Consider the following 26,137-nt stretch of genomic DNA (forward strand, 5'->3'; position numbering starts at 1 on the left):
CTCTGGTGACGTTAAACAATCAACTGCTGCAGCTGTTGACAGGCTTCATCATAGCCGCTGCGTTCAAAGATGCCCTGTTGCAGGTAGGCTTCCATCTGCGGGTACAGCGTCATCGCTTTGTCCAGCAACGGATCGCTGCCCGCCGCGTAGGCGCCGACGCTGATCAGATCGCGGTTGCGCTGATAGCTGGCCAGCATCTGTTTGAAGGTGCGAACCCGGCGGTAATGCTCTTCGTCGATCAGCGACGTCATGGCGCGGCTGATTGACGCTTCGATGTCGATCGCCGGGTAGTGGCCGGCCTCCGCCAGCCGCCGCGACAGCACCACGTGGCCATCGAGGATGGCGCGCGCCGAGTCGGCGATCGGGTCTTGCTGATCGTCCCCTTCGGTCAACACGGTGTAGAAGGCGGTGATGGAGCCGCCGCCGCTGATGCCGTTGCCTGCGCGCTCCACCAGAGCGGGCAGCTTGGCGAAGACCGAAGGCGGATAGCCTTTGGTCGCCGGCGGCTCGCCGATGGCCAGGGCGATCTCACGCTGCGCCATGGCGTAGCGGGTAAGGGAGTCCATGATCAGCAACACATGCTGCCCGCGATCGCGGAAATCTTCGGCGATGCGGGTGGCGTAGGCCGCTCCCTGCATGCGCAGCAGCGGCGACACGTCCGCCGGCGCGGCGATCACTACCGAGCGCGCGCGGCCTTCGGCACCGAGAATGTTCTCGATAAAGTCTTTGACCTCGCGACCTCGTTCGCCGATCAGGCCAACGACGATCACATCCGCCTGGGTATAACGGGCCATCATGCCGAGCAGCACGCTCTTACCGACGCCGGAGCCGGCGAACAGGCCCATGCGCTGGCCGCGCCCGACGGTCAGCAGGCCGTTGATGGTGCGCACCCCCACGTCCAGCACCTGCTCAATTGGCGTGCGCTGCAAGGGATTGAACGGCGCGGTGATCAGCGGCGCGCGGTAACCGGTTTCCGGGGAGGGCAGGCCGTCGAGCGGTTTGGCGCTGCCGTCGAGCACGCGCCCCAGCAGGGCCGGGCCGAGCGGCAGCTGTTTGCCGGCGCTTTGGCCTTCCGGCGCGATACGGGCGTAAACCCGCGCGCCCGGCACGATGCCTTCCACTTCTTCCAGCGGCATCAGGAACAGCCGCTGGCCGTTGAAGCCGACCACTTCGCTTTCCACTTCCTGCACCTCACCGGCGTCGTGCCGTTCGATGAGGCAGGTCGCGCCGAGCGGCAGCTGCAGGCCGGTGGCCTCCAGCACCAGCCCGGTAGCGCGGGTCAGGCGACCGTAGCGGCGCACCGTCGGCGCGCGGGCGATGCGTTTTTCCAGCGTATCCAGAGAGCTCAGCCAGCGGCCGAGACGCGCGGTCATCAGACTTCTCCCGGTGCCGCCAGGCGGCACAGTTCATGCCAGCGCGTCGCCAGGCTGGCGTCGAGATCGCCTTCCTCGGCGCTGACCTTGCAGCCGCCCGGATGCAGTTCACCGTCCGCCAGCAGGCGCCAGCCGTGCAGGCTGAGGGTAACCCCCAACTGCTGCTCGACGCGCGGGTAGTCGTCCGGGTGGACCCGCAGCTGCGGCTTGCCGTTGAACATCGGCTCCTGCTGGATCAGCTGTTGGATCTGCGCGAGCAGGGCGGTGCCGTCGCACACCGGCGGCTGGCCCAGCACCTGTTTGGCGGCGGTCAGCGCCAGCTGCATCAACCGTGATGCGATCACGCTGTCGAGCGCGTCCAGCGTGTGCTGGAATTCGGTGACCAGCTGCTGCCAGTGGGCGGTCAGCGGCTGTTGCTGCTGTTGCGCTTCCAGCAGCCCCTGCTGGCGGCCTTCCTCCAGTCCGGACTGAAAACCGGCCTCGTAACCTTTCTGCTGGCCGTCGGCATAGCCCAGTTGCTGGCCCTGTTGCTCCGCCTGCAGGCGCAGCGTCGCCAACTGCTGCTGCAATTCGGCCTGCGCGTCCGGCGACGGATCGCTGTGTTCGAGATCCGGCAGCGGCGGCAGTTCGAACGCCGGTTTCTGTTCGCCCAAATCGTTGAGCGACCAGGGCTGCCAGGGCAGGGTGTTAATGCGATCAGACATAGGTGTCCTCGCCGCCGCCGATGATCATTTCGCCGGTTTCCGCCAGGCGTCTTACCACCAGCAGGATGGCTTTCTGCTCGTTCTCCACCTGCGACATGCGCACCGGCCCACGGTTGGCCAGGTCGTCGCGCAGGATGTCGGCGGCGCGTTGCGACATGTTCTTGAGGAACTTCTCGCGCAGCGGCTGTTCGGCGCCTTTCAACGCGATCAGCAGCGACTCGCCTTCCACTTCCTGCAGCAGGCGTTGGATGCTGCGATCGTCGACTTCCACCAGGTTTTCGAACAGGAACATCTCGTCGATGATCTTCTGCGCCAGCTCGCCGTCGTATTCGCGCATCGCGTCGATGACCGCTTCTTCCTGCTGGGTTTTCATCAGGTTGATGATCTCGGCGGCGGTGCGCACCCCGCCCATTTTGCTGCGCTTGAGGTTCTGGCCGTCGAGCAGGTTGTTCAGCACCTCGGTCAGCTCCGCCAACGCCGCCGGCTGCACGCCGCCGAAGGTGGCGATACGCAGCATCACGTCGTTGCGCAGGCGTTCGTCGAACAGGGCCAGGATGTCCGCCGCCTGGCCGCGTTTGAGGTGCACCAGAATGGTGGCGATGATCTGCGGGTGTTCGTCGCGGATCAGATCGGCGGCGCTCTGCGGCTCCATAAAGTTGAGCGTTTCCATGCCGGTGGTGGTCTCGCGCGATTCGAGAATGTCTTCCAGCAGGCTGGCGGCGCGCTCTTCGCCCAGCGCCTTGACCAGCACCGAGCGCAGGTAGTCGCTGGCGTTGACGCTCAGCGCCGCGTATTGCTCGGCGTCGTCTTCAAACTCGGTCAGTATCTCGCCGAGCTGTTTGTGTGAAACCTGGCTCATGCCGGCCATGGTGCCGCTCAGCAGCTGTACTTCGCGCGAGGAGAGGTGTTTGAACACCTCCGCCGCGCGATCTTCACCCAGCGTCATCAGCAAGATGGCGCTTTTGTCGGTTCCGGTCAGGCTCATATCTCGTTACTCATCCATTGGCGGATTACCAGAGCGACCACGCGCGGGTCTTTGTCAGCCAGATCGCGGATCCGCTGGCTCTGGACTTCTGCGCTGACGCGCTGCTGCGATTTGCGACGCTGCGCCAGCTCCTCGTTGCTCGGTTTGTTGCTGTCGGCCGCTTTGGCGGCAGGGGCGTTGGCGGCGGCGAGGGCGGCCTGTTGCGCGGCCTGGCGCTGTTGCAGCTGCGGCCGCACCAGTTTGCGCCACAGCAGCCAGGCCACCAGCAGCACCAGCAGATAGCGGCCCGCGTCGATCAGGCGATCGATAAACGACTGGCTTTGCCAGAACGGCAGTTCACCGCCGGTCACCTGGCTGTCGGTAAACGGTGTGTTGACCACGTTCAGGGTATCGCCGCGGCTGCTGGAGTAGCCCATCGCTTCGCGCACCAGCGCTTCGATCTGCGCCAGCTGTTCTTTGCTCATCGGCTGCGGTTTGCCGTCTTTGTCTACGCCGAGATAGTTGACCACCACGGCGACCGACAGACGCTGCACGGTGCCGGCTTTTTGCTGGGTATGGCGAATGGTGCGGTCGAGCTCGTAGTTGGTGGTCGCGTCGCGTCGGGTATTTTGCGGCACGCCGCCGGCCGCCGCGCTGCGGGTGGCCGCGGCGTTTTGCGCGGTGGCGTTGGCGTTGTTGCCTGCCGCGGTGGCCGGCTTGGCGGTTTCAATCGGCGCGGTGGCTGGCGCGCTCGGTTGGTTGGACAGCGCGCCCGGCACGCCACCCACCTGCGGCCCACCGATCTGCTCGCTCAGGCTGGTTTGCTGGGAGCGGATAGCGGCTTTGTCCGGCTGCTGGTTCGGCTGGTACTGTTCATCGGTTTGTTCGCGCGTGGCGAAATCGATCTGCGCCGTGACCTGCGCGCGCACGTTGGCGCTGCCGACCACCGGAGCGAGGATCGCTTCGATGCGGCGCTGGAAGCCGTTTTCCACTTCGTTGGCGTATTTCAGCTGCGAGGCGTTGAGATCGCGCCCGGTGCCGTCGGACTGAGTCAGCAGGCGGCCGGCCTGATCGACCACGGTCACGTTGCCCGGCGGCAGGCCGGCGACGCTGCTCGACACCATATAAACGATGGCGTTGATCTGGCCGTCGTCCAGCGCACGGCCGGGTTGCAGGGTGAGCGTTACCGAGGCGGAAGGGGATTTCTGTTCGCGCACGAACAGCGAAGGTTTAGGCAGCGCCAGGTGAACGCGGGCGTTTTGCACCGGCCCCAGCGATTCGATGGTGCGCGACAGCTCGCCCTCGAGGGCGCGCTGATAGTTAATCTGCTCGCTGAACTGGCTGATGCCGAATTTTTCCTGATCCAGCAGTTCGAAGCCGACGGCGCCGCCTTTCGGCAGCCCTTGCTGCGCCAGACGCAGACGGGTTTCATGCACCTTTTCCGCCGGGATCAGCAGCGCCGCGCCATTCTCGGCAAAGCGGTAAGGGATATTCATCTGCGTCAGCTGGGTGACGATGGCGCCGCCGTCGCGGTCGTTCAGATTGCTGTACAGCACGCGGTAGTCGGGGCTTTTCACCCACAATAGCAGCGCGACGACGATCGCGATCGCGGCGGAAGCGGCGACCAGCAACGGAATTTTCGGGTTGGCGCGCAGACGGTTCCAGATGGCCTGCAGGCCGTTGTCGCGGCTTTCGCCGGCGGTTATCGAAGCACTCATTTTAGGTCTCGTCCTTCAATGGCGCTCACGATCCCGTACGGGCCGCTGAGCAGCTCCCTGCCAGGCTGATGAACGGTATGGTTAGCGTTGTGTGACAAAACAGACTCCCTGATACACATATCTTCTAAATAGCGGCGCTCCCATTTCTGGGCAGGCCATTATTCGCCTTATCAGACAATTCCGATTGCCCGATAAGCCGGGTTTTTTGCAGTTAATTAACCGCTTTAGGTCCGAAAACGCTGTGCTAGGGTGTGCATCATTGGAGAAGTGCAGGGTGAAAACGTCACCCGGCGAGACGAGATGATTGAGGACCAGATGGCGATTCAGGGCATTGAAGGGGTACTGCAGCAGATGCAGACCATGGCGGTTCAGGCCGGCAAGATGGGGCAGAATGCGGCGCCGCAGGGCGTCAGCTTCGCCAGCGAACTGACCGCGGCGCTCGGCAAGATCAGCGAGACCCAGCAAACGGCGCGCAAACAGGCGCAGGATTTCGAGCTGGGCGCGCCAGGCATCAGCCTGAACGATGTGATGGTCGATCTGCAGAAATCGTCGGTCTCTTTGCAACTGGGCGTGCAGGTGCGCAACAAGCTGGTGGCGGCCTACCAGGACATCATGAATATGCCGGTGTGATTGGTTAATTTCTTTGATTTAAAAGGGAAATGTCACTAGTTAATAGCGGCGTGGGGCACTGATGGGGCAAACTCCGTTAATTTCTGGTTCAACAGGTTGATCTGGTCATGGTTGTTTTCTGCCATCCATGATCCATAAACTTGGTAAACCATCTGGGTAGAAACGTGTTCCCTCTGTTGAGCAAGAAAGTGGGAGCCGGTGCTGGCAGACAGGGGCTAGAATGCCGCGATTGGTAAGCCTTTCAATGCCAGAACCCTTCTCGAAGTAAGGTATCATCCCAGCGCTACCCCATAGAGCCCTCGGAATAATAGTTACTTTTCTGACGTTATTACCAACTCATTGTGCGTGCAGGGCAAGGTTGGCCCACAACGGTGAGCCAGTGCTTAGTTAAAGCTGTGAAGAATTCGCTTAGCGAAGTTTATAGTGTCTGCTTTATCAGATGCATCAATGTGGTTGATGCCTTTCAGATCCATAGCTCTCTTGATATTGTCGAGAGCCTTCTTCTGTCTTGCCGTAACGCACATTGGCTCGTCTAGGGTAAATAGGACATCATCAGCAGAGAGCAAGCCCTCTTCTGAAGCTCTGGTTATACGCATGATCCACGCATCACCATGCTCCATCATCTTACCCGGCTCATCTTGTGTGAATGCTAACGGTTTGATTGCGCACTTAACTTGCCCTTCAACTTTTGCAACGAGAGGCATAGTAAACTTCGATAGATTTCCTTTGATAGATGTGGGTTTGAAAGCATTGCGCAGTTCGCTTACTCGATCAAAAGCGCATTTTAATTCTTTGGCCAACACATCTTCTCGGCGTTCTTCCGTGTAAGTTGAGTGGTTGACATACTTGTCATAGATTCTGACCAACTCTGTGGCAGGATCTTGACTAAGGACTACGCGAGTTTGGCTAAAGTGGAAAATTGACTCCTTTCTTGCGGTGAGATTTCTGAAGAAGTTAGCGAAATCTTTATCACCAAAATGCGTAAATTGATTTAATTTATATTTAGCAATCTTGAGTTCGGTACCGATTGCCGTCTTGGCGATGGGGAAGATTTTGTCGTCATGAAAGAAACATTTGACTCTCGCATCATTGCGCTTAGTGATTTTGAAGTCAAAGAAGCCTGCTTTTGGAGCGCATAAGACCACACCGACGTTGGCAAACTCTTCAGTCTCCGCATAAGGGGCATATCTCACAATGCTGTAAAGACACGGTGTGGTCATTCTAAGGTGCTCCAAAACTCATCTGTTTCAGTCCGGTCTAACGTGTTGTCTATGACCGGGGAAAATGCGTCATCAATCCACTCATCAGGAATGTCATCCAAGAAGTGTGGCATCCTACTAAGAGTTTCAAGAACCCTCTCTCGCAACTCAACTCTGTCGACCATGTCTATACGCCAGTTTCTGCTGTTAGGAGCATAAACATGGACAGAAAAATCAGCCTCTGAAGCATTCTGATCAAAGGATAGGTTATGGTCAATTAGATAATATTTACTATTGCCAAAATCATACAAAATGTTGACATTGCCACCTTTTTCAGTGAGTGTTCTGTCAGCATTTAATACAGTTTTATCAATTACATAGATTAATTTTTGCTCATCTACAGGGATAACTGATTCATCTCTTGACTGGCTAAAGGTTAGAGATGCAGCTCCTTCTATGTAAAGTGATGCAAACGCCGGTCCAGGTGATATTTGCTGTTCGAGATCCGGAACGTATTCAATGACTTCCTCGGGAATGTTCACTATCTTGAAGTCGGGTATAGGGAGTCCGATGTCTTCAACAATGCACCCAGAGACGAACTCAGCCAATAGGTTCCTTGGTGGCATTGATGGTCTGGATTTAACAACATAGAGCCGATCATCGTTACACCGGCACAAGAATGGCTGCGTCGATCCTTCATTTATTCTGCGGATTATTTCTACAACGCATGGAATGTCATCTTCAGCATTATCAACCATCACTTTTCCTTGCAATATAGGTCGTTAAGTATATCGAAAACAACGCGCCGGAATTTTTCTGCCTGCATATTAGCCATTTTTTCCGCATCGCATCTACATCAGATACTGATGCTGGTTGTGACAATCTACCTTGAACGATAGTAAGAAGCTTGGAGTTCGTTAATATTCCATTTACTGCAGGTGCTTCTCCCTTACTTTCTGGGGGGATGCGGGAATTGACGTGTGCGTTGTCTCTGGCTATTGAAAGCAATCTTCAACCAAGTGTTGTTATCATAGATTGTGTTTCCAGAGGCTACAATGGGCCCGCTGTGAATCCATTGTGTGAAAAATATGCTATAAGGAACAAAAAAAACCAGCTATCGAAATAGCTGGCTGAAGGTGCGATAAAACATTTATGTCATGTAGGAGCGTCGACACCCGCTCGAGGTGGCGTCAACGCGATTATCATATTTGTTATGTTATAACAAATCAATGCTGCCGTGCGTTTGCTTCAGCCCGCCAATTCCGCGATCCGCTGGTGGGCGTTCGCCAGCCCCTGATCGCGGCCGTGTGGTTTCATGTCCAGCCCTTCGGCATAGATGAATTGCACGTCGCCGATCCCCATCAGCCCCAGCACCGAACGCAGGTAGGGCGTTACGGCATCGGTCGGATGCCCGGCGTGCATGCCGCCGCGTGAACTGAATACCAGCGCATTGACGCCTTCCACCAACCCCACCGGGTAGGTAGCGGTATAGTTGAAGGTCATCCGGGCGCGAGCCACCAGATCGAACCAGTTTTTCAACTGGGTCGGGACGTTGAGGTTGTACATCGGCGCGCCGAGCAGCAGCAGATCGCTCTCTTTCAGTTCGGCAATCAGCTGGTTGGAGAGCGCCACCGCCGCTTTGGCGCGTGGGCTGATGTTTTCCGCGCCGCGCAACGCACCGAACAGCTCGCCGTCCAATACCGGCAGATCCAACGCCGTCAGATCGTGTTCGACGATCCGATCTTCGTGTCCTTTCGCCTTACGCGCCGCCAGATAGCGGTCAATCAGGTTATTGGTCTGCGAGTCATTTCCCATAATGCTGGATTTGAGTACCAGTATTTTTTTCATGCTGTTGTCCTCTGACGGTCATCTGTGGTTTTCACCGGGGATTCGGAATGACTGCAGGTTATCATTGCTTGAGGTTCACCAGTGGTGATAGGTTTTCACTAAATTGATTCCATATTGGCAACATTAAGATGAAAAGCGATCTGAGTGCGCTGCCGGCCTTTGTTGCCGTAGCGGAAGGCGGCAGTTTCGCCGCCGCCGCAGAGAAACTGCATCTGACGCGCTCGGCGGTCAGCAAAATCGTGTCGCGTCTCGAGGCTCGGCTTGGTGTGATGTTGTTTATGCGCACCACGCGCAGCCTGAGCCTGACGGATGAAGGGGCGCTGTACTATGAGCACTGCCGGCAGGCGTTGGCAAACATTCAGGCGGCGGAAAACCAGCTCGACAGCGGCAAGATGCAGGTCAGCGGCCGGCTCAGAGTCTCGGTGCCGGTGCTGTTCGGCCATTTGTGCATTGCGCCCGTGTTGACGGCGCTGGCGAATGAGCATCCCTTACTGACGCTGGAGATTTCATTCAGCGACCGCAGGATCGATCTCGTCGACGAGGGGTTCGATCTGGCGGTGCGCATTGGCGAGCTGGCGGACAGCGGCAGCCTGGTTGCCCGGCGCTTGGGCGAACACGGCATGCTGCTGTGCGCCTCGCCCGATTATCTGCAGCGCTGCGGTGAACCGAGAACGGTAGAGGCGTTAAGCCGACATCAGGCGGTGGGGTATCTGCATGCCGGGGCCGTGCTGCCCTGGCAGCTTCGCGGTGAAAACGGCGAGCTGCGGCCGTTCAGGCCACCGGCCAAGATGATGATGGATGACATGCAGGGGATCGTCGATGCGGTGTCCGCCGGCGCCGGCATTGCCTGGCTGCCGGAGTGGCTGGTGCGCGAGCGCTTGATGGCGGGGACGTTGGTGGAGATCATGCGCGGTGAGTCCAGCCTCAGTTTCCCGGTGAACGTCGTGTGGCCCTATATGCCTTACCAGCCGCTCAAGGTGCGGCTGGCGGTAGACAAGCTGGTGGCGGAGCTGCCGGGCAGGCTGACGCGGTTCGCGTTGGCCTGAACGTGTATGTGGTGGCATGCGGTCCAAGGGACGTTTACCGATGTCAGAGCGTGCGCTGTTGCGTTGATCGTGGCAGTGACGGCTGTGTTTTCCCTGTCAACAGGCAACTGAAAATAAGAACCCAAATGAACCCGTAAGAGTAATCGGGGTTGGCGGCGCAAGAGCCCAAAAATGCTGAGAAAAGCATAAATTTAAGCATGGAATGGGCTTCGTTGCCGGCGACGTTACATTGCGAACGAATAAGCTTGGATACGATAAAACCGACTAACAGTATCGTCCCCAATATTCCGAAGTTAGCAAGTAGGGACAGGGGCAGAGAAGATATTCTTGCACTACCGATACCGACGCCCAAGCCAAAGGTATTATACATAATTTCAAGGGCATTGTAGTTGGAGGCGGAACGCACGAGGTGAGAGATCGTTTGCGCTTTTTTATCCGCGTAATCGGTTATTTTCTCCAGGAAAAAGATAAATGTGAGCTTTGATACGATAACCAAAGCCAGAGAAAATAGAGCTTTCTGTATCAGGCTAAAACGCGGACTGAAAATGAATGTGCCGCACAGCGACGTAAGCAGGGTAAAATAGCCCGATGTAGAGCCGTTTCTAACCAAGAGCAGCACCATCAATAGGGCCACTAGCTTCAGTCGCAACCCCTTGGCAACCAAAAGAGGCACGATCGTTGCGCCGATAAAGATACCGGCGAATGACGGTTCACCGAAGGTACCGCTCAGTCTGGATTCAAAAATGGCATTGGCGTTATGCATGCTGTTATACATCAAAATCTGAATCGCATTCGCCAACGGCCTGGCAAGGAGCCAAATCAGACAGTAAGCGGAGAAAACCAGCGTCGTGAAAATGATGGTTTTCAGTGCGTATTCAGGCGTGATTTCACGCCGCTTGACGTAAATGACATACAGCGTTATCAGGTTCAGCGTGATTAGAACCAGTTGCTTGATGTTGTTATTGCCCCACACAAGCGAGATACCTTTTTTGGCATAATTATTTTCAAAGCTATAAGCCGGTGAATAAACTCTTACCCCTTCAAATAGGTGGGTTAACGCATAGGTGAAGAACCAAAAAAGAACAATTATTACCAGCGATTGCAGAAATACCCGGTGTTTTAAGTTCAAGACGGATGTGCTGTTTTTTGAAGTGAAAAAAAACCGAGTTATTAAAACCAGCTCGATAAAGTAAAATATAGGTAGGCTATTACTCCCTGTGTTAATAATAGCGCTTGATTGAAAGATGGATGCGAGAATCAATAGGGCGAAAATGGTTCTGTGATGTAGGAAAAAAGTGGCGAAAGCAAGAGCTAGCCAAACAAAACTTAATATATTCACATTATATTCCCTAAATTACTTATCCTATATGGCATCGTCTGGCTTCAGATTAAAGTAGTTATAAAAACCAGCGCATTTACGCACGCTATCATACAATAATAAGATGGGACGGTCTAGCTGCAAGGGTAGTATATTCATGGGGTTATAGAATTAGACTGCAAGTATATGTCGTCGTTATAATTAGTGAGCTAATTAAGTCGCGCGGGTTTTGCGTTTGGTATAGTGACGATTGGCCCTCGGGATTTGCTGTGACAGCAGAAAGCAGGCCACCGATGCAATTAATTCAGCAATAAAATAAATAAACAAAATTAATTAAAAATCACCGAGGAGCAACGACCATTGCAATGCGTAATAAAGCAGCAATAAGAGACAGCTGGCAAGCACCAGCTTTTCACCAGCTTGCTTAAGCTTGGCTTTAACGTTGTTCCTTTGCCACATTTTTACGTTCTCGCTTTAGACAGTCAGATAGAAAAGCAGTATAGCAAGCAAATTTTTGGCGTCGGTCAAAATAGGAAAATGCTTAATGTTTTGGTGGATAACTGAGCAGTGGGTTGTGCGGGATAAATAGCCAGCGACAGGAAGAGAACAACTAGGAAAAGATGCCAGCGGTCGCTGGCGGATACGTCAAGATAAGTTGCTCGGCACGCCCACATCATTGCGATGCCATCGTTTATCCGGGCTAAATTGCACTGTTTGCCGCCATTGATTAGCCGGAACCGTAATGCTGTTCAAAGGCAGGTTCCATAATCCTTTGATGGCCGCGAATGGCGGTAGGCGCGAAACCGAAGCGTTTGCGAAAACGTTCGGCGAAACGCGATGCGCTTTCATAACCCACATGTTGCGCGATGGCGGAGATTGGCCAGTCGGTCGACTGCAGCAGGGCCAGCGCGCTACTCATGCGCACGTCGATCATCAGATTGCGCAATGCGGTATTTTCCATCGACAGTTTGCGGCGCAACATCACTTCACTCATCGACAGGCTTTCCGCGACTTTGGCCGCCGTCCAAATGCTGTGCGGATCGGTCGCCAGGCAGCGACGCACGCGCTGCGTCAGATCCTTGGCTTCGTTGTGAATAAAGCGAATGCCGAATTGGGCCAGCCACAGCAGAATTTCCAGCATTTTGTGCCGCACGATGATGGTGGGAAAGCGTTGCCGCAGCGTCAGCGCCAGGCCGGTGGTTTCAAAACTGTGCTTGAGGGCGCAGGGCAGGTTGCGCAGCGCCAGGACGGCCTCGAACGGCATCGGCGCCGGCGTTTCCTCGGCCGGAGGTTGGACGGTGAGCAACAGGGGATCGCAGGTCAGCAACTGGCAGCTGAATACGCCGTCTTCGGACGGGCCGTTAATAATGTCCACCGTTTGCCCGCCGTCGATAATCAACAGCTCGCCGGGATGAGCGACCACTTCGTGTTGTTGCCAGCGTACGCGCTTATGGCCTTGTTGTATCAGATACAGATGTGGTTGCTCAAAATAGACTGAAGGGAATAATAATTCAGTATGCTGAATGATGTGCGCTGAGGCGCCAATTCCAGGACAGAGATTAATTGTACGTTCCATCGATATTCATTTCGCAGCCATTATCTGAGAATATCTTTACGCTTTGATCAGCGTTGGAGCAACATTTTTCCATGGGCCGTGAAACACAGCGGCGTGTTTTATCTATCAAAAATCAATTTCCTGCTGAACAGAAAACGTCCGTGTCGGGATGATGTTTATCCATTAAAGTGAGAGCCAGGCTCGAAGCGCGCATTTTACCAATTACCCATAAACTGAATAATTCAAATGCCATAGATTAATATCCTAACGTAACCCGAGGGTAATAGCGCATAGTGCTATTTAATCCATTTTCGTCAGTATTGTCGATCTTATCGGACCTGTGGTTCCCCCAGCAACAGCGCACGATCATGAAACTGGCCGTAGGTATTGTTGACCACGTTCTGGCGCGTGGACTGTTCGATCAGCATCTTCAGCTCATCCATTCGCTGCTGTAACAGACGCTTGAGCTCGGTTTCGTTGTCGAGGATCTGTTGCAACTTATTGCGCAACATCTCCTGCAGCGCCATGGACGGGCCGGCTTGCCCGGTAAAGGCGGCGGTTTTCTCCACCGCCGTCACGTAAGCGAATTCGAGCTCGACGAGCTCCTCCCAGCGCCCGGTTTGCGCCAGCGCGATCATCTGGCTGCTCAGGCTATAAATTTGTTGATAAGCGGCTAACAGCTGCTGTTGACGTTCCATTACACGGCGTCCTGCGAAGGTTGGTAGTTAGGGCCGATCTGGCGCCAGGCGTCGGCGATGTTTTCCAGCAGTTTAACCACTTCGGCGATCGCCGCTTCGTCGTTGTGCAGGTTGGCCTGCATCAGTCGACGCTTCATGTAGTCGTACAATGCCGCCAGATTTTCGGCGATCTCGCCGCCCTGCTGAGGATCGAGGCCACTTTTCAGGCCGTTGTCGATGATATTGATGGCTTTGGACAGCGCCATGCCTTTGCCGGCGATATCGCCCTGGTTCATCAGGATGCGTGCGCGAAGCAGGGCGCTGAGCGCCCCGTCGAACAACATCACGATTAACTGGTGCGGGCTGGCGCTCATGGCGCCGCTTTCCAGACTGACCTGTGCATAGGCCTGAGTGCCGCTACGGTTATACATGCTGTTTTCTTTACCTTGTTAAAGGGTTACTTGAACTGTTGAGCCAAATAGTTACTGGTGCCGTTCATTTTCGACATCATGGTATCCAGCTGAACGAACTGTTGTTTATAACGATCGATGGTGTTCTGAATGCTGGCGGTGACCGTCGTGATCTGGCTGTTCAGGCGATCGAGGTTGGTGTTGATGCTTTTGGTCGAGTTCTCGATGATGCCGCCGGATTTGATGTAGTTCTGGATCTCGTTGTGGATCTCGGTGGCCATGCCGGTGTCTTTGCCGTTACCGACGAAGAAGTTGCTGACTTGATCCGGCTTCTCATCCATCGCTTTCTTCAGCTTGGCGCTGTCGATTTCCAGTTTGCCGGTTTTGGTGTTGGTGGAAATGCCGAGGTTGCCCAGGCCTTTTAACTCCGGGTTGTCCTGGGCTGCGCTCAGCGCGCTTTTGATCGACGACTGAATGCCGCGCAGGGTGTTGTCGCCCAGCAGCGGGCCGTTGGTTGGGTTTGGCGCTTCGCCGGTTTTCACCGGGGTGAACTTGGACAACGCGTTGAAGGTGTCCAGCAGCGAGTTATAGCTGTCGACCCACTCTTTGATCTTGTCGGTGGTGCCGGCGGTGTTGGTGCTGATCACCAGGTGCTGCGGTTCATCGGTTTTGGTTTTGGTTTTCAGATCGATGGTGACGCCTTGCAGGGCATCGCTGATCGAGTTGGTGCTGCGCTTGATAGCGGTGCCGTTCACCGTCAGCTCAGCATCCTGCGGCGCGACCGTCTGCTTCATGGCGGTGCCGGTGCCGCGGGTGGCGTTGTAGTTCAGGATATCGCCCAGTTGGTCGTCGTTATCGACCTGCAGAGAAATCTTGTTGTTTTCGCCGGTGGTGGAAGAGCTGACCGCCAACTGATAGTCGTTGTCGCCGACGCGCATGATGCTGGCGGTGACGCCGGCTTTGGCGCCGTTGATGGCGTCGCGCAGCTCAACCAGCGAGGTTTGATCGTCGCTCAGTGGGATCTTGGTGGCTTTCGGCGGGTTGCCGGCGGTGATGGTCAGGGAGCGGTCTGTCACGCCTTCAGCGCCCAACTTAGCGCCCTGGTCGCTGACTTTCGCCTGCGTGGTCAGGGTTTGCGCCTGCGCCAGTTTGTTCACTTCCACCACGTAGTTGCCCGGCACCGCCTTGGCGTTGGTGGTGATCTTGAAGGCGTCGTGTTCGGTGGCGGTGGTGGCCTTGAAGAAATCTTCTTTCGCCATCTCTTTGCTGAGATTGTCGAATTTTTCCAGCGCGCCTTTCAACGTGCCGTAACCGGTCAGCTGGGCGTTGTAGCTGGATTGCTTGGTGGTGTAAGGGGTCAGACGCTGTTGTTCCGCTTTGGTCAGCTTATCCAGCAAGCCATTGAGGTCGAGTCCTGAGCCGAGACCTAATGAACTGATCGTTGCCATGAGTAATTCTCCTTGATTATGACTTTATTCGCTTTACGCGTTATCGGCCCAGTGGTGAAAAAGTTTACCGAAAAAAACAAAAAAACGATGGCGCAATAGAGGAGGGAAAAAGCGCGTTATTTCCGCCATTGCAACGGGCGCAAAAAATTTTAAAAAATTGCTAAAGGTTGTTAGGGGAGGGCCGATACCTGAGGGGACGGTGGTTGACGCCGTGGGCAAACAAGCCCGAACCTTTTAACCGTGTTGCGAAGAACGCAACTGACTCGTAAGGAAAGCAAACAATGGCACAAGTAATCAACACTAACAGCCTGTCTCTGATGGCGCAGAACAACCTGAACAAATCTCAGTCTTCTCTGGGCACTGCGATTGAGCGTCTGTCTTCCGGTCTGCGTATCAACAGCGCGAAAGACGATGCTGCGGGTCAGGCGATCTCCAACCGTTTCACCGCTAACATCAAAGGCCTGACTCAGGCTTCCCGCAACGCCAACGACGGTATCTCTCTGGCGCAGACCACTGAAGGCGCACTGAACGAAGTTAACGACAACCTGCAGAACATCCGTCGTCTGACCGTACAGGCGCAGAACGGTTCCAACTCCACCAGCGACCTGAAATCCATCCAGGACGAAATCACTCAGCGTCTGTCTGAAATCAACCGTATCTCCGAGCAGACTGACTTCAACGGCGTGAAAGTGCTGAGCAGCGATCAGAAACTGACCATCCAGGTTGGCGCTAACGACGGTGAAACCATCGATATCGACCTGAAAAAAATCGACGCTAAGCAACTGGGCCTGGACACCTTCAACGTGACCGACAAAGGTCCATCTGTTGGCACTGCTATTGCCAACGGTACCGTGTTGAAAGATGACAAAGATGCGGATGTGACTTACGACGCAGCCAAGTCTGGTCTGGATGCAGCGAAAGGCGAAGTGCTGGTTTCCGGTAAAGACAAAGACGGTAAAGCAGTAAACTACGTGCAGACTACCGCTACTGACGGCACCAAAACTTACAAAGCGGCAACCATTGCCGCCGACGGTAAAGTAACTGCCGGCGCTGACGTGACCATCAAAAACCCACTGGATACCCTGGACAAAGCGCTGGCACAGGTTGACGGTCTGCGTTCTTCCCTGGGTGCGGTACAGAACCGTTTCGATTCTGTTATCAACAACCTGAACAGCACCGTGAACAACCTGGCTGCTTCTCAGTCTCGTATCCAGGATGCTGACTACGCGACCGAAGTGTCCAACATGAGCCGTGCCAACATCCTGCAACAGGCTGGCACCTCTGTTCTGGCACAGGCTAACCAGTCTACTCAGAACGTTCTGTCCCTGCTGCGTTAATCGTCTCTCCCGATTAACTGTCGCAAAGAAACCCCGCCTCGGCGGGGTTTTTTTATGCTCGCGCACCGCGCGGTTATTACATGGCGCAAATAAAGCCCGTTTTGTGCGACTGTTCAGCCGATTGGCATTCTGCCCCCTACGCATAATAGCGCTGACTCTCTTATCCGCAGGTTTAAGACATAGTGAGCGATCTGTATACCGCCGAAGGCGTGATGGACAAAAATTCTCTCTGGTTGCGCTACGTGCCGTTAGTGCGCCACGAGGCGTTGCGCCTGCAGGTCAGGCTGCCCGCCAGCGTGGAGCTTGACGACCTGTTGCAGGCCGGGGGAATCGGGCTATTAAACGCCGTTGAGCGTTATGACGCCCTACAGGGAACCGCCTTTACCACCTATGCAGTGCAGCGCATTCGCGGCGCGATGCTCGACGAGTTGCGCAGCCGCGACTGGGTGCCGCGCAGCGTGCGGCGCCACGCGCGCGAGGTTGCGCAGGTGATGCGGCAACTGGAACAGCGTTATGGCCGCCCGGCGAGCGAGACGGAAGTGGCGCAGACGCTGAACATCTCGCTGGATGAGTACCGTCAAATTCTGTTGGACACCAATAACAGCCAGCTTTTCTCCTACGACGAATGGCGCGAGGAGCATGGCGAGAACGCGGAACCGATGCTGGAAGGGCATGAAGAGGCCAACCCGCTGCATCACCTGTTGGAAGGCAGCCTGCGCCAGCGGGTGATCGACGCCATCGAGGCGTTGCCGGAGCGCGAAAAAATGGTGCTGACGCTGTATTACCAGGAAGAGTTGAATCTCAAAGAGATCGGCGCCGTGCTGGACGTGGGGGAATCCCGCGTCAGCCAACTGCACAGTCAGGCGATCAAACGGCTGCGCGCGCGGCTGGCGAACGATACCTGACGGCGGAGCGCCGCCCCCAACTCGATGACTCATGCGACAATCGGACTGCCCCTTATGCCAGGAATACTGTTGAAGAAACGGCCGCTTAGCCGTTACCTGAAAGATTACAAGCACAGCCAGACCCATTGCTCCCAGTGCGGCAAACTGTTGGACCGCATGGCGCTGGTGTTTCGCGGCAAGATAATCAATAAAGAAGCCATCGCGCGCATGGATCAGCCGATCGACGATGCGGTCTGGCAAAACGTGCAGCACGAGCTGACCGCGCTGTGCCGCTTTTGCAGCGAGATTTCCTGCAACAGCCACCCGAGTTATTTCGACATTATGGCGTTCAAGCAGTATCTGTTCGAACAGACCGAGATGAGCCACAGCACCATTCGCGAGTACGTGGTGCGGCTGCGCCGGCTGGATGAAATGCTGGTGGCGCGGAATTACCCGGCGGACAAATTCGCCAACAGCGCCAGCCATCAGCGCATCATCGACGATCTGCCTACCGCGGCGCACAACAACTACCGCATTGCGCTGCGCAAGTACGATCAGTATCTCGCCTGGCAGCGCAGCTACTGAGACTTTCCCCGGCCGCTGGGCCGGGGTCAGCTATATCCCCCCGTGATAAAGGATGATTATTCAGTTCACATCTGCTAAATCTATCGGTTATCAGATGTTGATATTCGATTCCCTGGGGGGAAGTAGTGAACCTGCAACAACAACTGGCGCAATTTCCGCGTCTGGATCTGGTTGGCGTCGCCACACCGCTGGAAAAACTGTCCCGTCTCTCCGATTACCTCGGCCGTGAAATTTACCTTAAACGTGACGATGTCACGCCTATGGCGATGGGCGGCAACAAGCTGAGAAAGCTTGAGTTTTTGGCCGCCGATGCGCTGCGTCAAGGGGCCGATACGCTGGTCACCGCCGGCGCCATTCAATCCAACCACGTGCGCCAGACGGCGGCGGTGGCGGCGAAACTGGGCCTGCACTGCGTCGCGTTGCTGGAAAACCCGATCGACACCCGCGCAGAAAATTATCTGACTAACGGCAACCGCCTGCTGCTCGGCCTGTTCAACGCCGAAGTGGTGATGTGCGAAGCGCTGCACGATCCGCAGCAGCAGCTGGCGGAACTGGCGACGCGCCTTGAAGCGCAGGGCTTCCGACCTTACGTGGTGCCGGTGGGCGGCTCCAACGCACTGGGCGCGCTGGGATACGTGCAGTGCGCATTGGAAATCGCCGAACAGAGCCAACGCAGCAACGTGGCGTTCAGCTCGGTGGTGGTGGCGTCCGGCAGCGCCGGCACGCATGCCGGGCTGGCGGTGGGGCTGCAGCAGCTGTTGCCGGAAACCGAGCTGATCGGCGTGACGGTTTCGCGCACCGTGATCGATCAGCTGCCGAAGGTTGAGCAGATCCAAAAGGCCCTGGCCTGTTCGCTGAATATCGACGAACTGGCGCCGATCGCGCTGTGGGACGATTACTTCGCTCCGCAGTACGGCATGCCGAACGAAGAGGGCATGGCGGCAGTGCAGCTGCTGGCGCAGCAAGAGGGCGTGTTGCTGGATCCGGTATACACCGGCAAGGCGATGGCCGGTTTGATCGACGGCATCGCCCAGCGGCGCTTCCGCGATGAAGGTCCCATTCTGTTTGTTCACACCGGCGGTGCGCCGGCGCTGTTCGCCTACCATCCGCAGGTGTAAACACCGCGTGTTATTCCATTTTGAACTATATTTATAAGGTTATATTCCTTTATGCGGGCGGTTGCACTGTTAAAGTGCTGATATCAAAAAAGATAAACAACATACAGGGGTGTTTATGATGTTTGCGAAAGTTCGTCGTCAATGGTTGTTGGGCGTGGTGGGTATTGCGTTGGCCGCCGGTGTGACGACGCAAACCTACGCCGCCGATAACCTGCTGCAGCAGGTGAAACAGCGCGGCACGCTGATCGTTGGGCTGGAAGGCACCTATCCGCCGTTCAGCTTCCAGGGTGAAGACGGCAAATTGACCGGTTTCGAAGTGGATTTCGCCAACGCGCTGGCGCAACATCTGGGCGTGAAAGCCAAGCTGAACCCGACCAAGTGGGACGGTATGCTGGCTTCGCTGGATTCGAAGCGCATCGACGTGGTCATCAATCAGGTGACGCTCTCCGATGAGCGCAAGAAGAAATATGATTTCTCCACCCCTTACACCGTTTCCGGTATTCAGGCGCTGGTGAAAAAAGGCAACGAAGGCACCATTACCAAGCCGGATGACCTGAAGGGCAAAAAGGTCGGCGTTGGCCTGGGCACCAACTATGAGCAATGGCTGCGCGAGAATGTGCAGGGCGTGGACGTGCGCACCTACGACGACGACCCGACCAAGTATCAGGATCTGCGCGTCGGCCGCATCAACGCCATTCTGGTGGACCGCCTGGCGGCGCTGGATCTGGTGAAGAAAACCGGCGATACGCTGGCGGTGGCCGGCCCGGCCTTCTCCCGCCAGGAGTCCGGCGTGGCGCTGCGCAAGAATAACCCAGAGCTGCTGGCCGCGATTGACCAGGCGATCGCCGAGATGCAAAAAGACGGCACGCTGGCGAAGATCTCCGAGAAATGGTTTGGCGCGGATGTAACTAAATAATGCACGAAAGTATTCAACTGGCGCTGGATTCAGCGCCATTTTTATTGAAGGGCGCCATACTGACGCTGCAGCTTAGCCTGGGCGGTATGGCGTTCGGCCTGTTGCTGGGGTTTCTGCTGGCGCTGATGCGCCTATCGCCGCTTTGGCCGCTGTCATGGCTGTCGCGCATTTACGTATCGCTGTTCCGCGGCACGCCGCTGATCGCCCAGCTGTTTATGATCTACTACGGTCTGCCGCAGTTCGGCGTCGAATTCGATCCTTTCCCGGCGGCGCTGATTGGCCTGTCGCTCAATACCGCCGCCTACACCTCAGAAACGCTGCGCGCGGCGATTTCGTCGATCGACAAAGGGCAGTGGGAAGCCGCCGCCAGCATCGGCATGACCCGTTGGCAAACCCTGCGCCGGGTGATCCTGCCGCAGGCGGCGCGCACCGCCTTGCCGCCGCTGGGCAACAGTTTTATCGGCCTGGTGAAGGACACCTCGCTGGCCGCTACCATTCAGGTGCCGGAACTGTTTCGCCAGGCGCAGCTCATCACCTCGCGCACGCTGGAAGTGTTCACCATGTACCTGGCGGCATCGCTGATTTACTGGGTGATGGCGACCCTGCTTTCCGCACTGCAAAACCGTCTGGAAGCCCACGTTAATCGCCAGGATCAGGAGTAACGCATGAGTGCCATTGAAGTTAAGCAATTGACCAAGCAGTTCAAAGGTCAGACGGTGCTGCATGGGATCGATCTGGCGGTGGACGCCGGTGAAGTGGTGGCGATCATCGGCCCGAGCGGCTCAGGGAAAACCACCTTGTTGCGCTGTATCAACCTGCTGGAGGAGCCGGATTCCGGCACCATTCGCGTCGGCGATATCCTGATCGACGGCAGCAAGCCGTTGAGTAAACAGAAAAATCAGGTGCGCGCGCTGCGCCAGCAGGTCGGTTTCGTATTCCAGAACTTCAACCTGTTTCCGCACCGTTCGGTGCTTGAAAACATCATTGAAGGGCCGGTTATCGTTAAAGGCGAGGCGAAAGCCAGCGCCGAACAGCGCGCTCGCGCGTTGCTGGCCAAGGTGGGGCTGAGCGGCAAAGAGGCGGCTTATCCGCGTCGGCTGTCCGGCGGGCAGCAGCAGCGGGTGGCGATCGCGCGCGCGCTGGCGATGCAGCCGGAGGTGATTTTGTTCGACGAGCCGACGTCGGCGCTCGATCCCGAGCTGGTGGGAGAAGTGCTCAATACCATGCGTTCACTGGCGGAAGAGAAACGCACCATGGTGATCGTCACCCATGAAATGAGCTTCGCCCGCGACGTGGCCGATCGGGTTATCTTTATGGATCACGGCCGCATCGTCGAACAGGGCCCGGCCAAAGCGCTGTTCGCCAATCCGCAGCATCAGCGCACCCAGCAATTCCTCGACAAGTTCCGGAATCAATAAGGCGTCGGGGGCGTTTCCCCCGACTGCATTCACTCCGCTTTCAACAATTCATTGCGCGCGGCGGCAGCGAGAAATCCGCTGCGGCTGCCGTATCCCGGATGTTGCCGAACCAGAGAGTCAATGCGACTTAACAGGCGATGGGGCAACGTGATGTTAATCCGTTCGGCTCGGCCGTCAAATTTATCCATATTGATAGCGACCAATAGCCATTGTCCTCCCTCGAAGGATCCCGCACCTTTGGCAAGATGGGCTGCGACGGCATGCGGGCGCGGTAGCGGTTGATTGTCTTCGCTCAACAACTCAAAGTGCGCATCCAGTGCGCTTTGGGCATCGGCAAAAGCGTCGTCCAGGCTGGTGCCGGCGAAGTAGCAGCCAGGGACGTCGGGAAAGAAACCGCTGGCGCTGCCGTTTGATTCTGTATGGATATAAGCGGGATAAAACATGGTCTCTCCTGTTAACGCGTGGCGATGTGAAGCGCACTTAACTCCGCGTCTTTAAGTATCTGCCGCAGCGTGCCCAGCTTGAGATCTTTCTTTGGATGCGGCACGGTGATGATCAGCGCAAAATCGGGATGTTTGAATTGATGGTGGCTGCCTTTTACCCGCCGCAATACCTAACCGCGGCTTTCCAGCAGCGCAATCAGTTCTGAACTCTTCACGATGTTATTGTCCTTAATCTACACACCATACACACTATCAGGCAAGAAGATTAATACGCTAACGGCTGACCGGGCTGCGGACAATAAAAAACCCTGCACAAGTGCAGGGTTTGCGTAGCGGTTAGCAAATCAGGCGGCAATGTATTGCCGCCTTGAGGATGCGTTAACCGATGGTCATCAGGCTGGCGTTACCGCCGGCGGCGGCGGTGTTGACGCTCAGCGAACGTTCGATCAGCAGGCGTTCCAACAGGATGTTGGTTTCACCGTGAGCGAAGCCCTGCACCGAGACGATGGCGCCGCCGCGCTGGGCGATCTGCTCGCACAGGGTGCGCAGCTGGTCGGCATCGCCGTGGTAGATGGCGGCGTCGAACTCGACCTTATCCTGCTGCCAGTCTTTACTGAAGGCGATGCGTGCCTGCACATCGTTCGGCAAGCGGCGGAACAGATTGCGCTGCAGTTCCGCTTCCGGCCACAGCGCACAGCTGCCAACCGCCAGCACGGCGGCCAGCTGGATCAGCGCGTCGGTTTCGTTATCCGCCAGGCACAGCACGCGTTCACGCGGCAGCAGGGCATAGGTATTGCGCTCGCCGGTCGGGCCCGGCAGCGGACGTACGGTGCCGCCCTGGCCCAGTTCCGCATAGCGCTGCGCCAATGCCGCCAGTTCGCCTTGTTGGCTGGTGACCGCCCATTTCTCCAGCGATTGCAGCGCACCCAACAGCTGCGGCCGCGCAGTGGCTTCCATCGGGCGCTCTTCGTCCTGGCGGTGCAGCGTACGTTGCAGCGCGTCGTCCGGACGGTTGGCCAGCAGACGGTACAGGTACAGCGGGCCGCCGGCTTTCGGGCCGGTGCCCGACAGGCCTTCGCCGCCGAACGGCTGCACGCCGACCACTGCGCCGACCATGTTGCGGTTGACGTACAGGTTGCCGACCTTGGCGCGTTCGGTCACCCGGGCGATGGTTTCATCGATACGGGTGTGAATGCCCAGCGTCAGGCCATAACCGGCGGCGTTGATCTGATCGACCAGCGCGTCCAGATTGTTGCGCTGGAAGCGCACCACGTGCAGCACCGGGCCGAAGATCTCTTTTTGCAGCTCGTCGAAGCTGTCGAGCTCGATCAGCGTCGGCTTGATGAAGGTGCCGCGCGCCCACTCTTTTTCATCCTGCGCGCTGCCTTTGGCGGCCTGGTACACCTTGCGGCCTTTGGCGCGCATCGCCTGGATGTGGCGCTCGATGCCGGTTTTGGCTTCGGCGTCGATCACCGGGCCCACGTCGGTAGACAGGCGCTCCGGGTTGCCCATGCGGCATTCGGCCATCGCGCCGCGCAGCATTTGCAGCGTGTGCTCGGCCACGTCTTCCTGAATGCACAGGATACGCAGCGCGGAGCAGCGCTGGCCGGCGCTGTCGAAGGCGGAGGCCACCACGTCGGTCACCACCTGTTCGGTCAGGGCGGAGGAGTCGACGATCATGGCGTTCAGGCCGCCGGTTTCGGCGATCAGCGGCGTCGGACGGCCTTGCGGATCCAGACGACCGGCGATGCTGCGCTGCAGAATGCCGGCGACGTCGGTGGAGCCGGTAAACATCACGCCGCGGACGCGGGCGTCGTTGACCAGCGTCGAGCCGACGGTTTCACCCTGGCCCGGCAGCAGCTGCAGCACGCCTTGCGGAATGCCGGCTTCCAGCAGGATGCGCACCGCCTGCGCGGCCACCAGCGGCGTTTGCTCGGCCGGTTTGGCCAGCACGCTGTTGCCCGCCGCCAGCGCGGCGGCGATTTGGCCGGTGAAGATCGCCAGCGGGAAGTTCCACGGGCTGATGCAAACCACCGGGCCCAGCGGGCGGTGGCTGTCGTTGGCGAAGTCGTCGCGCACCTGGCCGGCGTAGTAGTGCAGGAAGTCGACCGCTTCACGCACTTCGGCGATGGCGTTGTTGAAGGTTTTACCCGCTTCGCGCACCAGAATGCCCAGCAGGCTTTGCAGCTGGCTTTCCATCAGTTCGGCGGCGCGTTCGAGGATCGCGGCGCGTTCCGTCGGCGGCGTAGCGAACCAAATTGGGCCGGCGGCCGCGGCGGCGTCGAGCGCGCGGCTGACTTCGCCTTCGGTGGCTTCACGCACATAGCCGACCACATCGCCCGGCTCGGCCGGGTTGATCACCGGCTGCTCCACGCCCTGATCCAATTCGGCATCGATGATAGGTTCCGCGCGCCACGGATGGCTGGCGCTGGTGAGCAGGGCGCTGGAGAGTGAGGCCAGACGCTGTTCGTTGGACAGATCCAGACCGCTGGAGTTAACGCGTTTCTCGCCGTACAGCTCGCGCGGCAGCGGGATGCGCGGATGCGGCAGGCCAATTTGACCTTCGCTGGCCGCCAGCGCTTCCACGGCGCTGACCGGATCGGCCACCAGCTCGTCGAGCGGCAGGGTGGCGTCGGCGATGCGGTTGACGAACGAGGTGTTGGCGCCGTTTTCCAGCAGGCGACGCACCAGGTAAGCCAGCAGGGTTTCATGGGTGCCGACCGGCGCGTAGATGCGGCAAGGGCGGTTCAGTTTGCCGTCGGCCACTTTACCCACCACCTGCTCGTACAGCGGCTCACCCATGCCGTGCAGGCACTGGAATTCATACTGGCCAGGGTAGTAGTTGTTGCCGGCCAGGTGATAGATGGCGCTCAACGTATGGGCGTTGTGGGTCGCGAACTGCGGATAGATCAGGTTCGGCACCGACAGCAGCTTGCGGGCGCAGGCCAGGTAGGAAACGTCGGTGTACACCTTGCGGGTGTAGACTGGGTAGCCTTCCAGGCCGTCCATCTGGGCGCGTTTGATTTCGCTGTCCCAGTAGGCGCCTTTCACCAGACGGATCATCAGGCGGCGGCGGCTGCGTTGCGCCATGTCGATCACCGCGTCGATGGCGAACGGACAGCGTTTCTGATAGGCCTGGATCACGAAGCCGATGCCGTTCCAGCCGGCCAACTGCGGCTCGAAGCACAGTTTCTCCAGCAGATCGAGCGAGATCTCCAGGCGATCGGCCTCTTCGGCGTCGATATTGATGCCGATATCGTACTGACGTGCCTGCAGGGTCAGCGACAGCAGGCGCGGGTAAAGCTCTTCCATGACGCGTTCGTACTGCGCGCGGCTGTAGCGCGGGTGCAGGGCGGACAGCTTGATGGAGATGCCGGGGCCTTCATAGATGCCGCGGCCGTTGGAGGCTTTGCCGATGGCGTGGATCGCCTGCTGATAGGAAACCAGGTAGGCCTGGGCGTCGGCTTCGGTCAGGGCGGCTTCGCCCAGCATGTCGTAGGAGTAGCGGAAGCCTTTTTCTTCCAGCTTACGCGCGTTGGCCAGCGCTTCGGCGATGGTTTCGCCGGTCACGAACTGCTCGCCCATCAGGCGCATCGCCATGTCCACGCCTTTGCGGATCAGCGGTTCGCCGCTCTTGCTGATAATGCGGTTCAGCGATCGGGACAGATTGGCTTCGTTATGCGTGGACACCAGCTTGCCGGTAAACAGCAGGCCCCAGGTCGCGGCGTTGACGAACAGCGACGGGCTGCGCCCCAGGTGCGAATGCCAGTTGCCGTTGCTGATCTTGTCGCGGATCAGGGCGTCGCGGGTCGGTTTGTCCGGAATGCGCAGCAGCGCTTCCGCCAGGCACATCAGCGCCACACCTTCCTGCGAGGAGAGGGAGAACTCTTGCAGCAGGCCTTGCACCATGCCGGCGCGGCCGTTTGCACTTTTTTGGTTACGCAATTTCTCGGCGATGCCATAGGCCATTTTATGAGTAGCCTGTGCAAGATCGGCGGGTAATCGCGCCTGTTCGAGCAACATCGGCACCGCTTCGGTCTCCGGGCGGCGATAGGCGGCGGTGATGGCGGCGCGGGTGACCGACTGCGGCAGAATTTGTTCGGCGAAATCGAGGAATGGCTGGTGTGACTCTTCCTGCGCTTGCGGCATAATGTCGTCCGCTTCAGGCTGGCCCGCTGCGGCCAGCGCTGGAATTTCAGGGATATCGGTACCGCTCTCGAGACGCTCGAGGTAATTAAAGATGGCCTGCTTGATGAGCCAGTGCGGCGTGCGATCGATGCGCTGCGCGGCGCTCTTGATCCGGTCGCGTGTTGCCTCGTCGAGTTTCACGCCCATTGTGGTAGTGCCCATGCCTGTCCAACTCCTGTGTTTAGAACCTATCCCATCAGGCTAGACAAACAGCAGGCCGGAAAGCCTGTTGGGATAGGTTCGTGAGATGTGTGGGTTAAGAATGCAGACAATATCCTGCATGTTGCAACTTTGTGCAACCTTGTTAAATCAGGCTGATGAGCGAAGTGTGAGTTTCATCGATTTTTTAACACGGGCA

General features: G+C 57.4%; 24 protein-coding genes and 2 pseudogenes. 9 read left to right on the forward strand and 17 right to left on the reverse strand.

The features are described from left to right. Positions 1-11: 11 nt before the first annotated feature. The 4 genes from fliI to fliF are packed head-to-tail and all read right to left on the reverse strand — an operon-like array spanning position 12 to position 4,759. A complete protein-coding gene (gene fliI, locus ACJ8QF_RS12385) occupies positions 12-1,373 on the reverse strand; it encodes a flagellar protein export ATPase FliI (RefSeq protein WP_004934781.1) in 1,362 nt (453 codons plus the stop codon). After that, complete coding sequence (gene fliH / locus ACJ8QF_RS12390; RefSeq protein ID WP_033643511.1) at positions 1,373-2,077, reverse strand: flagellar assembly protein FliH; 705 nt, start codon at positions 2,075-2,077, stop codon at positions 1,373-1,375. The genes fliI and fliH overlap by 1 nt, the downstream gene beginning before the upstream one ends. Further along, on the reverse strand, positions 2,070-3,062 hold the full coding sequence (fliG, locus tag ACJ8QF_RS12395; protein WP_004934775.1) for a flagellar motor switch protein FliG: 993 nt from the start codon (positions 3,060-3,062) through the stop codon (positions 2,070-2,072). The genes fliH and fliG overlap by 8 nt, the downstream gene beginning before the upstream one ends. Beyond that, positions 3,059-4,759, reverse strand: a complete 1,701-nt coding sequence (gene fliF, locus ACJ8QF_RS12400; protein WP_131164817.1) for a flagellar basal-body MS-ring/collar protein FliF — start codon at positions 4,757-4,759, stop codon at positions 3,059-3,061. Before fliF ends, fliG begins: the two co-directional genes overlap by 4 nt. Positions 4,760-5,074: 315 nt before the next feature. On the opposite strand from fliF, the gene fliE reads away from it, so the two are divergent. After that, entirely contained in the window at positions 5,075-5,389 is a 315-nt protein-coding gene (gene fliE / locus ACJ8QF_RS12405) for a flagellar hook-basal body complex protein FliE (RefSeq protein ID WP_004934773.1), read from the forward strand. 35 nt (positions 5,390-5,424) lie between these two features. On the opposite strand, the pseudogene ACJ8QF_RS12410 reads toward fliE, so the two are convergent. The 5 genes and pseudogenes from ACJ8QF_RS12410 to ACJ8QF_RS12430 all read right to left on the reverse strand — a co-directional run. After that, positions 5,425-5,630 (reverse strand): annotated as a pseudogene (locus ACJ8QF_RS12410) (integrase); the annotation flags it as partial. Positions 5,631-5,772: 142 nt separating this feature from the next. Next, complete coding sequence (locus tag ACJ8QF_RS12415; RefSeq protein WP_274864340.1) at positions 5,773-6,609, reverse strand: DUF3037 domain-containing protein; 837 nt, start codon at positions 6,607-6,609, stop codon at positions 5,773-5,775. Beyond that, the gene (locus ACJ8QF_RS12420; protein ID WP_442518240.1) at positions 6,606-7,346 is read right to left on the reverse strand and encodes a HipA family kinase; all 741 of its coding nucleotides are present in this window, start codon (positions 7,344-7,346) and stop codon (positions 6,606-6,608) included. The genes ACJ8QF_RS12415 and ACJ8QF_RS12420 overlap by 4 nt, the downstream gene beginning before the upstream one ends. Further along, a pseudogene (locus ACJ8QF_RS12425) lies at positions 7,346-7,429 on the reverse strand (Arc family DNA-binding protein); the annotation flags it as partial. The gene ACJ8QF_RS12420 and the pseudogene ACJ8QF_RS12425, both read right to left, overlap by 1 nt. 407 nt (positions 7,430-7,836) lie before the next feature. Further along, complete coding sequence (locus ACJ8QF_RS12430) at positions 7,837-8,436, reverse strand: FMN-dependent NADH-azoreductase (RefSeq protein WP_021504082.1); 600 nt, start codon at positions 8,434-8,436, stop codon at positions 7,837-7,839. A 128-nt stretch (positions 8,437-8,564) separates the two neighbouring features. Between ACJ8QF_RS12430 and ACJ8QF_RS12435 the strand changes: the two genes are divergently transcribed. Beyond that, positions 8,565-9,482 (forward strand): LysR substrate-binding domain-containing protein, encoded by a 918-nt coding sequence (locus tag ACJ8QF_RS12435; RefSeq protein ID WP_442537558.1) that lies wholly within the window; start codon positions 8,565-8,567, stop codon positions 9,480-9,482. Positions 9,483-9,525: 43 nt separating this feature from the next. On the opposite strand, the gene ACJ8QF_RS12440 is transcribed toward ACJ8QF_RS12435, so the two are convergent. From ACJ8QF_RS12440 to fliD, 5 genes are all read right to left on the reverse strand, one after another. Then, positions 9,526-10,611, reverse strand: a complete 1,086-nt coding sequence (locus ACJ8QF_RS12440) for a hypothetical protein (RefSeq protein WP_442537559.1) — start codon at positions 10,609-10,611, stop codon at positions 9,526-9,528. Positions 10,612-11,527: 916 nt separating this feature from the next. After that, a complete protein-coding gene (locus tag ACJ8QF_RS12445; RefSeq protein ID WP_171454238.1) occupies positions 11,528-12,376 on the reverse strand; it encodes a helix-turn-helix transcriptional regulator in 849 nt (282 codons plus the stop codon). 308 nt (positions 12,377-12,684) lie between these two features. Next, positions 12,685-13,053, reverse strand: coding sequence for a flagella biosynthesis regulatory protein FliT (gene fliT / locus ACJ8QF_RS12450; RefSeq protein WP_004934765.1), 369 nt, complete (start codon positions 13,051-13,053; stop codon positions 12,685-12,687). Further along, positions 13,053-13,463 (reverse strand): flagellar export chaperone FliS, encoded by a 411-nt coding sequence (gene fliS, locus ACJ8QF_RS12455; RefSeq protein ID WP_004934758.1) that lies wholly within the window; start codon positions 13,461-13,463, stop codon positions 13,053-13,055. Before fliS ends, fliT begins: the two co-directional genes overlap by 1 nt. A 26-nt stretch (positions 13,464-13,489) precedes the next feature. After that, the gene (gene fliD, locus ACJ8QF_RS12460; protein ID WP_033645722.1) at positions 13,490-14,890 is read right to left on the reverse strand and encodes a flagellar filament capping protein FliD; all 1,401 of its coding nucleotides are present in this window, start codon (positions 14,888-14,890) and stop codon (positions 13,490-13,492) included. A gap of 281 nt (positions 14,891-15,171) precedes the next feature. On the opposite strand from fliD, the gene ACJ8QF_RS12465 reads away from it, so the two are divergent. From ACJ8QF_RS12465 to tcyN, 7 genes are all read left to right on the forward strand, one after another. After that, positions 15,172-16,227, forward strand: a complete 1,056-nt coding sequence (locus tag ACJ8QF_RS12465; RefSeq protein ID WP_049188410.1) for a flagellin FliC — start codon at positions 15,172-15,174, stop codon at positions 16,225-16,227. A 182-nt stretch (positions 16,228-16,409) separates the two neighbouring features. Next, on the forward strand, positions 16,410-17,132 hold the full coding sequence (locus tag ACJ8QF_RS12470; protein WP_004934752.1) for an RNA polymerase sigma factor FliA: 723 nt from the start codon (positions 16,410-16,412) through the stop codon (positions 17,130-17,132). A 54-nt stretch (positions 17,133-17,186) separates the two neighbouring features. Beyond that, positions 17,187-17,696 (forward strand): flagella biosynthesis regulatory protein FliZ, encoded by a 510-nt coding sequence (gene fliZ, locus ACJ8QF_RS12475; protein ID WP_004934751.1) that lies wholly within the window; start codon positions 17,187-17,189, stop codon positions 17,694-17,696. A gap of 125 nt (positions 17,697-17,821) precedes the next feature. Then, entirely contained in the window at positions 17,822-18,814 is a 993-nt protein-coding gene (locus ACJ8QF_RS12480) for a D-cysteine desulfhydrase (RefSeq protein WP_004934750.1), read from the forward strand. A 115-nt stretch (positions 18,815-18,929) separates the two neighbouring features. Beyond that, on the forward strand, positions 18,930-19,730 hold the full coding sequence (gene tcyJ, locus ACJ8QF_RS12485; protein ID WP_015378234.1) for a cystine ABC transporter substrate-binding protein: 801 nt from the start codon (positions 18,930-18,932) through the stop codon (positions 19,728-19,730). Further along, a complete protein-coding gene (gene tcyL, locus ACJ8QF_RS12490) occupies positions 19,730-20,392 on the forward strand; it encodes a cystine ABC transporter permease (RefSeq protein WP_033643498.1) in 663 nt (220 codons plus the stop codon). The genes tcyJ and tcyL overlap by 1 nt, the downstream gene beginning before the upstream one ends. Before the next feature lie 3 nt (positions 20,393-20,395). Beyond that, positions 20,396-21,148, forward strand: coding sequence for an L-cystine ABC transporter ATP-binding protein TcyN (tcyN, locus tag ACJ8QF_RS12495; RefSeq protein ID WP_015378232.1), 753 nt, complete (start codon positions 20,396-20,398; stop codon positions 21,146-21,148). Positions 21,149-21,177: 29 nt separating this feature from the next. Here tcyN and ACJ8QF_RS12500 read toward each other — a convergent pair whose 3' ends face one another. From ACJ8QF_RS12500 to putA, 3 genes are all read right to left on the reverse strand, one after another. Beyond that, positions 21,178-21,591 (reverse strand): type II toxin-antitoxin system HicB family antitoxin, encoded by a 414-nt coding sequence (locus ACJ8QF_RS12500; protein WP_004934737.1) that lies wholly within the window; start codon positions 21,589-21,591, stop codon positions 21,178-21,180. An 11-nt stretch (positions 21,592-21,602) separates the two neighbouring features. After that, positions 21,603-21,758, reverse strand: a complete 156-nt coding sequence (locus ACJ8QF_RS12505; protein ID WP_075201097.1) for a type II toxin-antitoxin system HicA family toxin — start codon at positions 21,756-21,758, stop codon at positions 21,603-21,605. A 211-nt stretch (positions 21,759-21,969) separates the two neighbouring features. Further along, complete coding sequence (gene putA / locus ACJ8QF_RS12510) at positions 21,970-25,941, reverse strand: trifunctional transcriptional regulator/proline dehydrogenase/L-glutamate gamma-semialdehyde dehydrogenase (protein ID WP_131164814.1); 3,972 nt, start codon at positions 25,939-25,941, stop codon at positions 21,970-21,972. Positions 25,942-26,137 lie beyond the last annotated feature (196 nt).

This window comes from Serratia sp. CY81684, from assembly GCF_052166595.1.
Lineage (GTDB): Bacteria > Pseudomonadota > Gammaproteobacteria > Enterobacterales > Enterobacteriaceae > Serratia > Serratia nematodiphila.